Genomic DNA, 13,739 nt, shown 5'->3' with positions numbered 1-13,739 from the left:
CCGAATCCACGCCCTTTTTTATAGAGATTACTGACGCTAAATTGGCCAGATATTGTCGATGATGATCTGAAGGGAGCGGTTACCGCGGAACTCGTTAATATCCAGCTTATAGGCCAGCTCAACCTCGCGCACGCCGTTGTCCGGCCAGATGGAGGTATCAACGTTAAAGGCGATGCCGTCGAGCAGCGGTCCGCCGCCGACCAGTTCCACCATCACTTTGAGATGGCGTTCGCCCACGATGCGCTGTTGCAGCAAACGAAAACGTCCGTCGAAAAGCGGCTCCGGGAACATCTGCCCCCACGGGCCGGCATCGCGCAGCATCTGCGCCACCTCCATGGTCATTTCAGCCGGTGAAAGCTCACCGTCAGAAACCACTTCACCCTGCAACAGAGCCGGATCGATCCACTCGGTGACCAGTTCGCCAAACAGACGCTGGAATTCGTCGAACTTCGCCTCTTCCAGCGACAGGCCTGCCGCCATCGCGTGACCGCCGAACTTAATCATCAAGTTTGGATGCAGCGTATCCAGACGCTCCAGCGCATCGCGCATATGCAGACCCTGAATGGAACGACCGGAGCCTTTCAGCGTGCCGTCCCCGGCGGGGGCGAACGCGATCACCGGGCGGTGGAAACGCTCTTTAATGCGCGACGCCAGAATGCCCACCACGCCCTGGTGCCATTCGGGGTGATACATCGCCAGCCCGCCCGGCAGGGTATCGCCGCTGCGCTCCAGCTTTTCGCACAGGGTCAGCGCTTCGGCCTGCATGCCCTGCTCAATCTCTTTACGGGTCTGGTTGAGTGCGTCCAGCTCACTGGCCAGCACGCGCGCTTCGCCGATGTTGTCGCACAGCAGCAGCGCAACGCCAACCGACATATCATCCAGCCGCCCCGCCGCGTTCAGGCGCGGGCCGAGGGCAAAGCCTAAATCGCTTGCCGCAAGCTTCAGCGGATCGCGGTTGGCAATTTCCAGCAGCGCCTTAATCCCCGGACGGCATTTACCTGCCCGAATGCGGCTTAAGCCCTGCCAGGTGAGAATACGGTTATTGGTATCGAGCGGCACCACGTCCGCCACGGTTCCCAGCGCCACCAGATCGAGATACTCCGCGAGGTTCGGCACGGCAATCCCGCGCGATTCGAACCAGCCCTTATCTCGCAGCAACGTGCGTAACGCCAGCATCAGATAAAACGCCACCCCTACTCCGGCCAGCGATTTCGACGGGAAATCGCAGTCGCGCAGGTTCGGGTTAATGATGGCTTCGGCGGCAGGCAGAGTTTCGCCTGGCAGGTGGTGATCGGTGACCAGTACCGGGATCCCCAGCGCATGGGCATGATCGACCCCCGCATGAGAAGAGATCCCGTTATCCACGGTCATGATCATCTGTGCGCCACGGGCGTGGGCCTGATCGACCACTTCCGGGCTGAGGCCGTAGCCGTCTTCAAACCGGTTCGGCACCAGGTAAGTCACGTTATCACAGCCCAGCGCACGCAGGCTGAGCACGCTCAGCGCGGTACTGGTTGCGCCGTCGGCATCGAAATCGCCCACCACGACAATCCGCGTGCCTTCCCGGAACGCGTCGTAGAGCATTTCAGTCGCTTTTTCGATGCCATTCAGCGCCTGCCAGGGCAGCATGCCTTTGACGCTGCGCTCAAGATCGCTTGCCGTACGCACGCCACGGCTGGCGTACAGCCGCTTTAACAGCAGCGGAAGCGTGTCTGGTAAATCCGCGGTTTCACCCGCATCGCGGCGGCGCAGTTTTATCGGGGCTTTCACGCGAATTATTTACCACCCATCTGTTTCTGGTGCTCGTCGAGGAACGCTTTCATCTCTTTTGGACCCTGGTAGCCCGGTACCACGTAGCCGTTACTCAGCACAATGGCTGGCGTACCGCTCACGCCAAACTGTACGCCCAGCGCGTAGTGGTTAGCGATGTCGATATCGCAGGACGCGGGCTTCACGCCTTTGCCGTTCATCGCATCATCAAAGGCCTTGTTGCGGTCTTTCGCACACCAGATCGCTTTCATATCCTGCTCAGGCTGGCTCTGCACGCCGGCGCGTGGGAAAGCCAGGTAACGCACGGTAATGCCCAGCGCGTTGTAGTCTTTCATCTCTTCATGCAGCTTGTGGCAGTAGCCGCAGGTGATGTCGGTGAAGACAGTAATAACGTGCTTTTCCTGCGCCGCCTTGTAGACAATCATCTCTTTTTCGAGCGCGTTCAGGTTTTTCATCAGCAGCTGGTTAGTGACGTTCACCGGCTGCGCGCCGCTCACGTCGTACATAGGCCCCTGAATGATGTGTTTGCCGTCTTCGGTCACGTACAGCACGCCGCTGTTGGTCAGCACCGTTTTCATGCCAGCCACCGGCGCTGGCTGGATCTCGCTGCTGGCGACGCCGAGTTTCGTCAGAGACTGTTTAATGGCGGCATCGTCCGCATGGGCAATACCGGAAACCGAAGCTGCCAGCAGGGTGAGCAGCGCTAAAGACTTTTTCATATTTGTTCCTGTAACAATTCGTCGGCACTCACGCGCGAGGGTGGTGCTGTTGGTGTAGCTGCCGCAGGCGTTCCGTCGCGACATGGGTGTATATTTGCGTCGTTGAAAGATCGCTGTGTCCAAGCAACATCTGCACCACGCGTAAATCAGCGCCGTGGTTTAACAGATGCGTCGCGAAGGCGTGACGCAAAACGTGCGGCGACAGCTTCTCACTGTCAATACCCGCCAGTGTGGCGTAATGTTTAATGCGATGCCAGAACGTTTGTCGCGTCATCTGCTGCGCGCGCTGGCTCGGGAACAATACATCTATGGAGACGCCGTTCAGCAGCCACGGACGCCCGTGTTCCAGATACGTCTCCAGCCAGTAGACCGCCTCTTCACCCAGCGGCACCAGCCGTTCTTTGTTCCCTTTACCGATAACGCGCACCACGCCCTGACGCAGGCTGATATCGCTCATCGTCAGGCCCACCAGCTCGGAAACGCGCAAGCCCGTGGCATACAATAGTTCAAGCATGGCTTTATCGCGTAACTCCAGCGGAAGGTCAACTGCGGGCGACTGTAATAATCTCTCAACTTGTGCTTCACTGAGATCTTTTGGCAGCCGCTGAGGCAGTTTAGGCGATGCCAGCAGTGCGCTGGGGTCATCCGCGCGGATCTTCTCGCGGTACAGGTGCTGGAACAGGCGGCGCATGGCGCTCAGCAGACGTGCAGAGCTGGTGGCTTTGTACCCCCCTTCCATCCGCTCAGCCAGTAACCCTTGCAGGTCATCGCTTTGCGCGCTTTCAAGCGTCAGCCCACGATGTGCCAGCCACTCGACCAGCAGCGTGAGATCCCGACGATAGGCGCTGAGCGTATTTTCAGCGAGGTTTTTCTCCAGCCACAGCGCGTCGAGAAACTGTTCGATGAGTGCGAGATCCTTTTCCACATCAGCCCCTTTGGTTCTGCAATCTGGCCATTATGCCTGAATGCCATCGGTTTCTGGTACACTACGCGCAAAGTCATAGCAAGAATTGAGATAGTTACGCGATGAATATTGGTCTGTTCTATGGTTCCAGCACCTGCTACACCGAAATGGCGGCGGAGAAAATTCGTGACATCATTGGCCCGGAACTGGTGACGCTGCATAACCTGAAAGATGACGCGGTTGCCTTGATGGAGCAGTACGATGTGCTGATTCTGGGTATCCCTACCTGGGACTTTGGTGAGATTCAGGAAGACTGGGAAGCCATCTGGGATCAGCTCGATTCAGTCAATTTTGAAGGCAAAATCATTGCGATGTACGGCATGGGCGACCAGTTGGGCTACGGGGAGTGGTTCCTTGACGCACTCGGCATGCTGCACGACAAACTGGCGCCAAAGGGCGCGACCTTTATCGGCTACTGGCCTACGGAAGGCTATGAGTTCACCAGTCAAAAACCGATTATTGCCGACGGTCAGCTGTTTGTCGGGCTCGCGCTGGATGAAACCAACCAGTACGATCTTAGCGACGAGCGCCTCCAGAGCTGGTGCGAGCAGATTCTGGGTGAGATGGCCGAGCAGTTCAGCTGATTTACTCCTGCGTCGGCTGTTGCACGATCAACCGGCGCAGATCTCGCCACTCCGCGGGATCCATACTGTCTGCGGCCAGCCACAGGTGCTGGCGACGGTTATCCTCGACCCGACGCAGCCGTAGCATCATCCCGGTATTAAGCATCCACGGCGTCCCCATCATCTCCCACTCTTTTCCCTGCCAGCGCAGGCGAGAATCCATCAGCAGCTTAATTTCACCCTGACGGGCGTTGATTCGACGCTGGCTGCGCACGCTGTCAAACACCACAAACGACAGCAATAGCAACCACAGAGGGGTATAGCTAAGCGGCCACGGCACCAATAACACCAGTGCCGCCACCAGCCCGTGGAGCAGTAAGGACATCCACTGTGAGCGCCACGAGACGCGAAGATCAGATTGCCACAGGACCACGTTCCTGATTCCGTGTTTGAATTAATTGCACCATCCGTTGCAACTCGGTGTCGGCGGGCTTGCCGTGATTCATCAGCCAGTTGAATAAATCCGGATCGTCAGACTCAAGCAGACGGACAAACAGGCGCTTATCGTCATCGCTTAAGCTGTCGTACTCATACTCGAAGAAAGGCATGATGGAGATATCAAGTTCACGCATGCCGCGACGGCACGCCCAGTGAATACGGGCCTTGTTGTTAATATCCATGTTCTGTTTCCTGCATTACGTTTGGCACAGTCGGTATCCCGTTTGGTATTCATTATTGCTCTCCGGGAACACCTGCTAGTGTAACGTGTTTTTGACCGTTTCTTTACTGGAATATTGCGAACCTCGAGCAGGCTCCCTGAATAATCCTTATAAAGACAGCGGATTACACTATTTTGCGTAGCGCCACGCATAACCGCGTAATGGCACGAATGGCCTGCTGAAAGCGCTTGCATTGAATACAGTCTCTTTTACCATTAGGTATTATCAAAGCGTTAAGCAATTCAGGACATCACTATGGCATTTACACCATTTTCTCCTCGCCAGCCCGCCGCCTCTGCGCGTCTGCCGCTGACGCTGATTACTCTTGATGACTGGGCACTGGCGACACTGACTGGTGCGGACAGTGAAAAATACCTGCAAGGCCAGGTCACGGCGGACGTGGCGCAGTTGACTGAGCACCAGCATCTGCTGGCCGCGCATTGCGATCCAAAAGGCAAAATGTGGAGCAACCTGCGTCTGTTCCGCCGTCAGGACGGATTCGCCTTTATTGAGCGCCGCAGCCTGCGTGACGCCCAGCTTAAAGAGCTGAAAAAATACGCGGTCTTTTCTAAAGTCACCATCGCCCCGGACGATGAACACGTTCTGCTGGGGGTCGCGGGTTTCCAGGCGCGTGCAGCGCTGAAAAACCTGTTTGCCGAGCTGCCGGATGCTGAAAAACAGCTGGTCAGCGAGGGAGCGACCTCCATTCTGTGGTTCGAACACCCGGCGGAGCGCTTCCTGCTGGTAACCGACGAAGCAACGGCGGAACGCGTCACTGACGCCCTGCGCGGTGAAGCACAGCTCAACAACAGCCAGCAGTGGCTGGCGCTGAACATCGAAGCGGGCCTGCCGGTGATTGACGCGGCAAACAGCGCGCAGTTTATCCCGCAGGCGACAAACATCCAGGCGCTGGGTGGTATCAGCTTTAAGAAGGGCTGCTACACTGGTCAGGAAATGGTGGCGCGTGCGAAATTCCGCGGCGCGAACAAACGCGCCCTGTGGACACTGGCTGGTCACGCCAGCCGTGTGCCGGAAGCGGGTGAAGATCTTGAGATGAAGATGGGCGAAAACTGGCGCCGTACCGGCACCGTGTTAGCCGCCGTCCAGCTCGATGATGGCCGCCTGCTGGTGCAGGTTGTCATGAATAATGATATGGAGCCCGACAGCGTGTTCCGCGTGCGGGATGATGCAAACACGCTCAGCATTGAGCCGCTACCGTATTCTCTGGAAGATTGATGCTGTATCGCCCGGTGGCGCTGCGTTTACCGGGCCTACGGTGTTGATATTCTCCCTCTCCCTGTGGGAGAGGGTCGGGGTGAGGGCATCAGACCGCACCTTACAAAAAAACTACACCTGCCCAACATACAGATAAATTGCCAGGAAGTGGCACACGCTGCCGCCCAGCACAAAGCCGTGCCAGATGGCATGGTTGTACGGAATACGCTTGCAGACGTAGAAAATCACGCCCAGCGAGTAGACTACCCCGCCCACCGCCAGAAGCGTCACGCCCCCCACCGCCAGCTTAATGGCTAACTGATACACCACAATCAGCGACAGCCAGCCCATTGTCAGATAGGTAACCAGCGACAACACTTTAAACCGGTGCGCAATGGTCAGCTTAAACAGGATCCCCAGCAGCGCCAGGCTCCAGATCACAATCATCAGGCCACGCGACAGCGGTGAGTTGAGCCCCACCAGCAAAAACGGCGTATAGGTACCCGCAATAAGAAGATAGATAGCGCAGTGGTCAAATTTCTTGAGCCATATCTTCGCCCGTTGATGCGGAATAGCGTGATACAGCGTTGAGGCCAGGAAAAGCAGGATCATACTCCCGCCATACAGACTGTAGCTGGTAATGGCCATCGCGCTGGCGTTGGTATCCACTGCCTGTACCAGCAATAACACTAAGCCGACAATCCCAAAAACCAGGCCAATGCCGTGGCTTATACTGTTGGCTACTTCCTCAGCCAGCGAATATCCCTGTGCGATTAATGGTCTGCTCACCATACTTAACTCCGGGAAAACAAAAGATGATTATTCATCGCCAGTCTATGCTAACTGAGAATGATTCCAGTGAACACCTGTTAGCTAAAATAAATCCACATTCAAGATTTATCCTTATAAATCAGCATAATGTAAAAACAATCCACCGCACAGGTGTAAATGATTTCATTAACATCTAAGTAATCAAGGAGATAAATCCGTCTCCCGTCCTTCGTCATCATGGTATGCTTCAGGAATAGTGTCCGACAGCGAGTTTAGCCATTGTGAGTATGTTCAGCCATTCCGCCATTGCCAGCCTCAACAATCTGGAAATGATGGTCTACAACTATGTCATTAAGAACCGCGATAAAGTGATGTACATGACCATCCGCGAGCTGGCGGATGCGGCGGGCGTTTCCACTACTACCATCCTGCGCTTCTGCCGCAAGCTTAACTGCGATGGCTACTCGGAATTTCGGGTGCGCTTTAAACTCTATCTGGAGCAGAACGAGCCGCAGCAGGCGAATTTTGGTGCCAGTGAAATCATCAGCTTCTTTAAAAGCGTAAATAACGAAGAGTTTGATGCGCTATTAGATAACGCCGTCGATATTATTTTATCATCTGAACGAATTATTTTTGTCGGTGCGGGCACCTCCGGATCGCTGGCAAAATATGGCGCACGTTTCTTTTCAAATATCGGGAAATTCAGCAACCATATCGACGATCCTTATTTCCCGGTCACTAACGACATGGCTAAAAATGCGCTGGCTATTGTACTCTCCGTCTCCGGCGAAACCGAGGAGATCCTGCGCTTCGCCAGCCAGTTCAGCCTGCACCACTGCAAGGTGCTCTCAGTCACCAGCCACGAACATTCACGTCTCGCAAAGCTGGCGGACTTTAACCTCTCCTGGCATGTCCCGCAAACGCGCATTGGCGGCGTTTACGATATCACCACGCAAATTCCCGTCATCTATATTCTGGAATCATTAGGCCGGAAACTGGCGAAGAAATTAACAGAATAAAACATCCTGTTTTTTTGATGTGACAAATTACAATTTCCGCAAAATGTTATATCGTGACATTTAATTCCGCTTTGCTAGACTCGAAATCAATAAGTCCTGAATTGAGAATAGCAAAGATGAAAAAACTCACCTTACCGAAAGATTTTTTATGGGGCGGCGCGGTAGCGGCGCACCAGGTTGAAGGCGGCTGGAACAAAGGCGGCAAAGGGCCAAGCATCTGCGACGTGCTCACCGGCGGCGCACACGGCGTTCCGCGAGAAATCACGCAGGAAGTGATTGAAGGCAAATATTACCCCAACCACGAAGCCGTCGACTTCTACGGCCATTACAAAGAAGACATCAGGCTGTTTGCCGAGATGGGCTTCAAATGTTTCCGTACCTCCATCGCCTGGACGCGCATCTTCCCGAAAGGCGACGAAACTCAGCCAAACGAAGAGGGGCTGAAGTTTTACGACGACATGTTCGATGAACTGCTGAAGTACAACATCGAGCCGGTGATCACCCTCTCCCACTTTGAAATGCCGCTGCACCTCGTTCAGGAATATGGCGGATGGACCAACCGTAAAGTGGTCGATTTCTTTGTGCGCTTCTCGGAAGTGGTATTTGAGCGCTACAAAAATAAGGTCAAATACTGGATGACCTTCAACGAAATCAACAACCAGCGCAACTGGCGTGCGCCGCTGTTCGGCTACTGCTGCTCTGGCGTGGTCTATACCGAGCACGACAACCCGGAAGAGACCATGTACCAGGTGCTGCACCACCAGTTCGTGGCCAGCGCGCTGGCGGTGAAAGCCGCACGCCGCATTAACCCGGAAATGAAAGTCGGCTGCATGCTGGCGATGGTGGCGCTCTATCCGTACTCCTGCAAGCCAGAAGATGTCATGTTCGCTCAGGAATCCATGCGCGAGCGCTACGTCTTTACCGACGTACAGCTGCGCGGCTACTACCCGTCTTACGTGCTGAACGAGTGGGAGCGCCGTGGCTTCTCCATCAAAATGGAAGCGGGCGACGAGCAGATCCTGCGTGAAGGCACCTGCGATTACTTAGGTTTCAGCTACTACATGACCAACGCGGTCAAAGCGGAAGGCGGTACCGGTGACGCCATTTCCGGCTTCGAGGGCAGCGTGCCGAACCCACACGTCAAGGCGTCCGACTGGGGCTGGCAGATTGATCCGGTAGGCCTGCGCTATTCGCTGTGTGAACTGTACGAACGTTATCAGAAGCCGCTGTTTATCGTGGAAAATGGTTTCGGCGCCTACGACACCGTGGAAGAGGACGGCAGCATCAACGATGACTATCGCATCGACTACCTGCGCGCCCACGTGGAAGAGATGATGAAGGCGGTGACCTGGGATGGCGTGGATCTGATGGGCTACACGCCGTGGGGCTGCATCGACTGCGTCTCCTTCACCACCGGCCAGTACAGTAAGCGCTACGGCTTTATCTACGTCAACAAGCACGACGACGGTACCGGTGACATGTCCCGCTCCCGTAAGAAGAGCTTTGAGTGGTATAAAACCGTCATTGCCAGCAACGGCGAAACGCTGTAATGGCTCGCCCTCTCTGCAAGCGGAGAGGGCAAACCGCTTATCTTCCAGACACTTCTTTACAGCTTTTGCGTTGCCAAAATATGTTCGCCCGATAATATAGGCGTCCTGAATATTTGAGGCGAACATGATCAAGCGACAACGCAACGCTATCCTGCTTGTAGCCCTGGCCTGCCTGGTGGTGCTGATATGCACCGCCCAGCGGATGGCCGGGATGCACGCGCTTGTCATGAACGTCACCGCCACGAGCCAGTCTGTCCAGCAGGGGCAGGAGAGTACCGACGCACCGGTAACCCCGTGTGAGCTTAGCGCCAAGTCGCTGATGTCGGTCCCGCCTGTTTTGTTTGAAGGCGCCCTGATTGCCGTCACCCTGCTGCTGGCGTTGCTGGCAGCCAGTCCACCGCGCCGCGAACGGCAGTGGCCTCCCCGCGTTATCTCCCCGCCCCGGTTAAGGGTGCATCTGCGATTATGCGTCTTCCGTGAATGAGCCTTCGCCTGTTACTTCAGGTTAATTCATTATTTACGGAGAAAATTTATGTTTACTGTATTCAGGCGACTGCTGGTCTGCCTGCTTTGGCTATGGCTGCCCCTCAGCCAGGCTGCCGACAGCGGCTGGCTGCGCGCCGCCGATAATCAGCACGCCAGCGTCAGGCTGCGTGCACAACCCGAAAGCACTGGCGAAACCCGCCTGCTGCTGGACGTCGCCCTGCAAAAAGGCTGGAAAACCTACTGGCGCTCGCCGGGCGAAGGCGGCGTCGCACCCGCGATTAAATGGCATCAGCCCGTCGAGGCGATCTGGCGCTGGCCTGTGCCGCAGCGTTTCGACGTCGCGGGCATCACCACGCAGGGCTACCACGGCGATGTCAGCTTTCCCATCACTCTGCGGGGCGACGTCCCGAAGATCCTGAGCGGCGTACTGACGCTCTCCACCTGTAGCAACGTCTGTATTCTTACCGACTACCCGTTTTCGCTGAACATGACCGCATCCGCAGGCGCCGGTTTTGATTACGATTTCAGTCGGGCCATGGGCACCCTTCCGCTCAGCGGCGGGTTGACCTCAACGCTTAACGCCACCTATGCCCCCGGCAAGCTGACCGTAACGGCGCAGCGTGACGCAGGCTGGCAGGCACCGTCCCTGTTTATCGACGGTATGGATGATGTTGATTTCGGCAAACCGGCCCTCACCGTGCGCGGTGACTCGCTGGTCGCCACCGTGCCCGTGACGGACAACTGGGGCGAGGCCGCGCCCAACCTCAGCGGCAAAACCCTGTCGCTGGTTCTGGCCGATAGCGGGCAGGCGCAGGAGTCCAGCCTGAGCATTCAGCCGGGGAACGCCGCGCCGACGCTCTCGTTAGGCTGGGTGCTGCTGATGGCGCTGGCGGGCGGTCTGATCCTTAACGTCATGCCCTGCGTACTGCCCGTGCTGGCCATGAAGCTGGGCACGCTGATGCAAACCGAACGGCAGGCGCGGGGTCAGGTACGCCGACAGTTTCTTGCGTCGGTAGCCGGGATCGTGATCTCGTTCCTCGCGCTGGCGCTGATGATGACGGTTTTACGCTTAGGCAATCAGGCGCTCGGCTGGGGGATCCAGTTCCAGAATCCGTGGTTTATTGGCGCGATGGCGCTGGTGATGGTGCTTTTCAGCGCCAGCCTGCTGGGGTTGTTTGAAATCCGTCTCCCTTCCGGCGCCAGCACCTTCCTCGCCACGCGCGGCGGCAACGGGCTTGCGGGTCATTTCTGGCAAGGCGCGTTTGCCACGCTGCTGGCGACACCCTGCACCGCGCCGTTCCTGGGTACGGCGGTCTCGGTCGCGCTGGCGGCGCCGCTTCCCCTGCTGTGGGGGATCTTCCTGGCGATGGGTATCGGCATGAGCCTGCCGTGGCTGCTGGTGGCGGCCTGGCCGGGGCTGGCCCAGCGGTTGCCGCGTCCGGGACGCTGGATGAACGTCGTACGCGTAGTGCTGGGGATGATGATGCTCGGCTCATCGCTGTGGCTGCTGAGCCTGCTGACGGTGCACATTGGCAGCCTGCCCGTCATCACGCTGGGCGTGTTCCTGATCCTTACGCTGCTGCTGGTCACCGCCTGGCGCTACCGCTGGCAAACGGCACTGCGCGCCGGGGTATTAGCTGTAGTGGTGGCCGGGGCGGTCGCGTTTGTATCCGGTTCCGGCGGCGAGGGTTCCCGCCGCGATCGTATTCACTGGCAGCCGCTCAGCGAGCAGGCCATTGCCCGCGCGCTGGCGGAGAACAAACGGGTGTTCGTCGACGTGACCGCCGACTGGTGCGTGACCTGTAAAGCCAATAAATACAACGTGCTGCTGCGCGACGACGTGCAGGATGCGCTCTCCTCCCCGGACGTTGTCGCCCTGCGCGGCGACTGGAGCCGCCCCTCAGATACCATCAGCCAGTTCTTAACCACGCGCGGCAGCGCCGCCGTACCGTTTAACCAGATCTACGGACCGGGATTACCGCAGGGCCACGTGCTGCCTGCGTTGTTAAGCCGCGAAGCGGTGCTGAGCACCCTGTCCGATGCAAAAGGAAAATAGCATGAGAGCCTTCGTTGCCTTACTTCTGCTGTCGTTATCAACGTTCGGTTTCGCCGCACCTTCTGATGACGCTTCCAGCGACCAGCTGGCAAAACTGCTGTTTAACGACCCCAACAGCCCGCGAACCGGCGCGACATCGCCGAAGCTGACCATCGTCTCCTTCACTGACTACAACTGCCCGTATTGCAAGCAGTTCGACCCAATGCTTGAGAAAATCGTGCAGGAAAATCCCGACGTGCAGCTCATCGTCAAACTGCTGCCGTTCAAGGGACAAAGCTCGGTAAATGCCGCGAAAGCGGCACTCTCAACGTGGCAGCAGGCGCCGGATAAATTCTGGGCGCTCCACCAGCGGCTGATGATGAAAAAGGGCTATCACGATGACGCCAGCATCGCCGCCGCGAAGGCAAAGACCGGAACGGACAGCATTAAAACGGATGATAAAACCATGGACAGCCTAAAGATGAACCTCATCCTGGCGCAGGTGCTGAATATTCAGGGTACCCCGGCGACCATTATCGGCGACCAGATGGTGGCGGGCGCAATTCCGTATGACGACCTGGAGGGGCTGGTCAAAGAACAGCTGGCAAACGCCCGTGGCAAGTAAGCTTCCGCGCCTGCTGCGCGAGCTGGGCGTGTGGCTGCTGATTGGCGTAGCCGTGAGCCTGGCGGTGGACTATTTCCGCCAGCCCGCGCTGCCGCAGAATTTCTCCGCGACGGCACTGCACACCCTCGACGGTCAGCCCGTCGATCTTATCGCCATGAGTAAGGAGCGACCGCTGCTGGTCTACGTCTGGGCGACATGGTGCGGCGTCTGCCGCTATACCACGCCGTCGGTGGCGACGCTTGCCGCGGACGGGGGTAACGTGATGTCGGTTGCGCTGCGCTCGGGCGATAACGCGACGCTCGAAACATGGATGAGGAAGAAGAAGGCGATGATGCCCACGGTCAACGACGCCAGTGGAGAACTGGCGCGTGAGTGGGACGTTAAGGTGACGCCAACGCTGGTAGTGATCTCTCACGGCGAGGTGAAGTCGATCACCACCGGCTGGACCAGCGGCTGGGGAATGCGCCTGCGGCTGTGGCTGGCGTCGTAGCGTTACTTCCCGCCAGCCAGCTCCAGGAAGCTACCGGTGACATAGGAGGCTTTGTCGCTCAGCAGCCAGGCAATGGCCTGGGCGACCTCCTCCGGCTGACCGCCACGCTGCATCGGTAACATCGACTTCACCCGATCCACACGCCCCGGCTCGCCGCCGGAGGCGTGAATATCGGTATAAATCAGGCCTGGCCGCACGCAGTTAACGCGAATGCCCTGCGCCGCCACCTCCAGCGCGAGGCCGGTGGTCAGGGAATCCACCGCCCCTTTTGAGGCGGCATAATCCACATATTCCCCCGGCGCGCCCAGCCGTGATGCCGCCGAGGAGACATTCACAATCGCGCCGCCCTTGCCGCCGTGTTTATGCGACATGCGCTTAACCGCTTCACGGCAGCAGAGAAAATAGCCGGTGACGTTGGTAGCCAGCACACGGTTAATACGTTCAGCGGAGAGATTTTCGATGGTGGATTGTTCAAACAAAATCCCGGCGTTGTTCACCAGCGCGGCGAGCGGCTCACCTTCGCGATCGATGCTGTCGAACATCGCCATCACCTGCGCTTCATCGCTGATGTCCGCGCGTACGGCAAAGGCTTTACCGCCCGCGTCCACGATCTGATTAATGACGTCCGTCGCGGCTTTGATGTTGTGATGAAAATTCACCGCAACGGTGTAGCCTTCGCTTGCCAGCTGTAGCGCGGTGGCTTTACCAATACCCCGGCTGGCGCCGGTGACCAGTGCAATTGCCATTCTTTTCTCCCAATAAAAAAGCCGGGTGGCGGCTTCGCCTTACCCGGCCTACGTTACTACAGGAACA

The 13,739-nt window shown here is 57.4% G+C and carries 15 protein-coding genes; 8 read left to right on the top strand and 7 right to left on the bottom strand.

What is annotated here, in order from left to right; genetic code table 11:
• Positions 1-36 precede the first annotated feature (36 nt).
• Genes recJ through xerD form a run of 3 tightly spaced genes read right to left on the bottom strand, consistent with a single transcriptional unit; the run spans position 37 to position 3,414 of the window.
• Positions 37-1,770, bottom strand: a complete 1,734-nt coding sequence (gene recJ, locus SK62_RS03540) for a single-stranded-DNA-specific exonuclease RecJ (protein ID WP_047719217.1) — start codon at positions 1,768-1,770, stop codon at positions 37-39.
• A gap of 5 nt (positions 1,771-1,775) precedes the next feature.
• Complete coding sequence (gene dsbC / locus SK62_RS03535) at positions 1,776-2,489, bottom strand: bifunctional protein-disulfide isomerase/oxidoreductase DsbC (RefSeq protein ID WP_015571792.1); 714 nt, start codon at positions 2,487-2,489, stop codon at positions 1,776-1,778.
• 28 nt (positions 2,490-2,517) lie between these two features.
• Positions 2,518-3,414, bottom strand: coding sequence for a site-specific tyrosine recombinase XerD (xerD, locus tag SK62_RS03530; RefSeq protein ID WP_003863442.1), 897 nt, complete (start codon positions 3,412-3,414; stop codon positions 2,518-2,520).
• A gap of 101 nt (positions 3,415-3,515) precedes the next feature.
• Between xerD and fldB the strand changes: the two genes are divergently transcribed.
• Positions 3,516-4,037 carry a flavodoxin FldB gene (gene fldB, locus SK62_RS03525; protein WP_015571793.1) on the top strand — a complete coding sequence of 174 codons (522 nt, stop codon included), beginning with the start codon at positions 3,516-3,518 and terminating at the stop codon, positions 4,035-4,037.
• A 1-nt stretch (position 4,038) separates the two neighbouring features.
• On the opposite strand, the gene SK62_RS03520 is transcribed toward fldB, so the two are convergent.
• Positions 4,039-4,449, bottom strand: a complete 411-nt coding sequence (locus tag SK62_RS03520) for a protein YgfX (RefSeq protein ID WP_017382887.1) — start codon at positions 4,447-4,449, stop codon at positions 4,039-4,041.
• On the bottom strand, positions 4,430-4,696 hold the full coding sequence (gene sdhE / locus SK62_RS03515) for an FAD assembly factor SdhE (RefSeq protein WP_003863437.1): 267 nt from the start codon (positions 4,694-4,696) through the stop codon (positions 4,430-4,432). The genes SK62_RS03520 and sdhE overlap by 20 nt, the downstream gene beginning before the upstream one ends.
• A gap of 294 nt (positions 4,697-4,990) precedes the next feature.
• Between sdhE and ygfZ the strand changes: the two genes are divergently transcribed.
• A complete protein-coding gene (gene ygfZ / locus SK62_RS03510) occupies positions 4,991-5,971 on the top strand; it encodes a tRNA-modifying protein YgfZ (protein ID WP_022649306.1) in 981 nt (326 codons plus the stop codon).
• Between the two features lie 111 nt (positions 5,972-6,082).
• Here ygfZ and SK62_RS03505 read toward each other — a convergent pair whose 3' ends face one another.
• Positions 6,083-6,742, bottom strand: a complete 660-nt coding sequence (locus tag SK62_RS03505) for a PAQR family membrane homeostasis protein TrhA (protein ID WP_003863433.1) — start codon at positions 6,740-6,742, stop codon at positions 6,083-6,085.
• A 266-nt stretch (positions 6,743-7,008) separates the two neighbouring features.
• Between SK62_RS03505 and SK62_RS03500 the strand changes: the two genes are divergently transcribed.
• The 6 genes from SK62_RS03500 (at position 7,009) to SK62_RS03475 (ending at position 12,926) form a co-directional block, all read left to right on the top strand.
• Positions 7,009-7,740, top strand: a complete 732-nt coding sequence (locus SK62_RS03500; protein ID WP_015571796.1) for a MurR/RpiR family transcriptional regulator — start codon at positions 7,009-7,011, stop codon at positions 7,738-7,740.
• Between the two features lie 116 nt (positions 7,741-7,856).
• A complete protein-coding gene (bglA, locus tag SK62_RS03495) occupies positions 7,857-9,290 on the top strand; it encodes a 6-phospho-beta-glucosidase BglA (protein WP_017382891.1) in 1,434 nt (477 codons plus the stop codon).
• Between the two features lie 124 nt (positions 9,291-9,414).
• Positions 9,415-9,774 carry a hypothetical protein gene (locus SK62_RS03490; protein WP_003863427.1) on the top strand — a complete coding sequence of 120 codons (360 nt, stop codon included), beginning with the start codon at positions 9,415-9,417 and terminating at the stop codon, positions 9,772-9,774.
• Between the two features lie 48 nt (positions 9,775-9,822).
• Positions 9,823-11,832, top strand: a complete 2,010-nt coding sequence (locus SK62_RS03485) for a protein-disulfide reductase DsbD family protein (protein ID WP_017692712.1) — start codon at positions 9,823-9,825, stop codon at positions 11,830-11,832.
• Position 11,833: 1 nt separating this feature from the next.
• A complete protein-coding gene (locus SK62_RS03480; RefSeq protein WP_017692711.1) occupies positions 11,834-12,436 on the top strand; it encodes a DsbA family protein in 603 nt (200 codons plus the stop codon).
• Entirely contained in the window at positions 12,426-12,926 is a 501-nt protein-coding gene (locus SK62_RS03475) for a protein disulfide oxidoreductase (RefSeq protein ID WP_017692710.1), read from the top strand. The genes SK62_RS03480 and SK62_RS03475 overlap by 11 nt, the downstream gene beginning before the upstream one ends.
• 2 nt (positions 12,927-12,928) lie before the next feature.
• On the opposite strand, the gene SK62_RS03470 is transcribed toward SK62_RS03475, so the two are convergent.
• Positions 12,929-13,672, bottom strand: coding sequence for an SDR family oxidoreductase (locus SK62_RS03470; protein WP_045333593.1), 744 nt, complete (start codon positions 13,670-13,672; stop codon positions 12,929-12,931).
• Positions 13,673-13,739: the final 67 nt, after the last annotated feature.

This window comes from Enterobacter sp. BIDMC109 (assembly GCF_001037885.1).
Lineage (GTDB): Bacteria > Pseudomonadota > Gammaproteobacteria > Enterobacterales > Enterobacteriaceae > Enterobacter > Enterobacter hormaechei_C.
The sequence above is the reverse complement of the archived record's forward strand: the minus strand, read 5'-3'. Positions and strand labels throughout refer to the sequence as shown.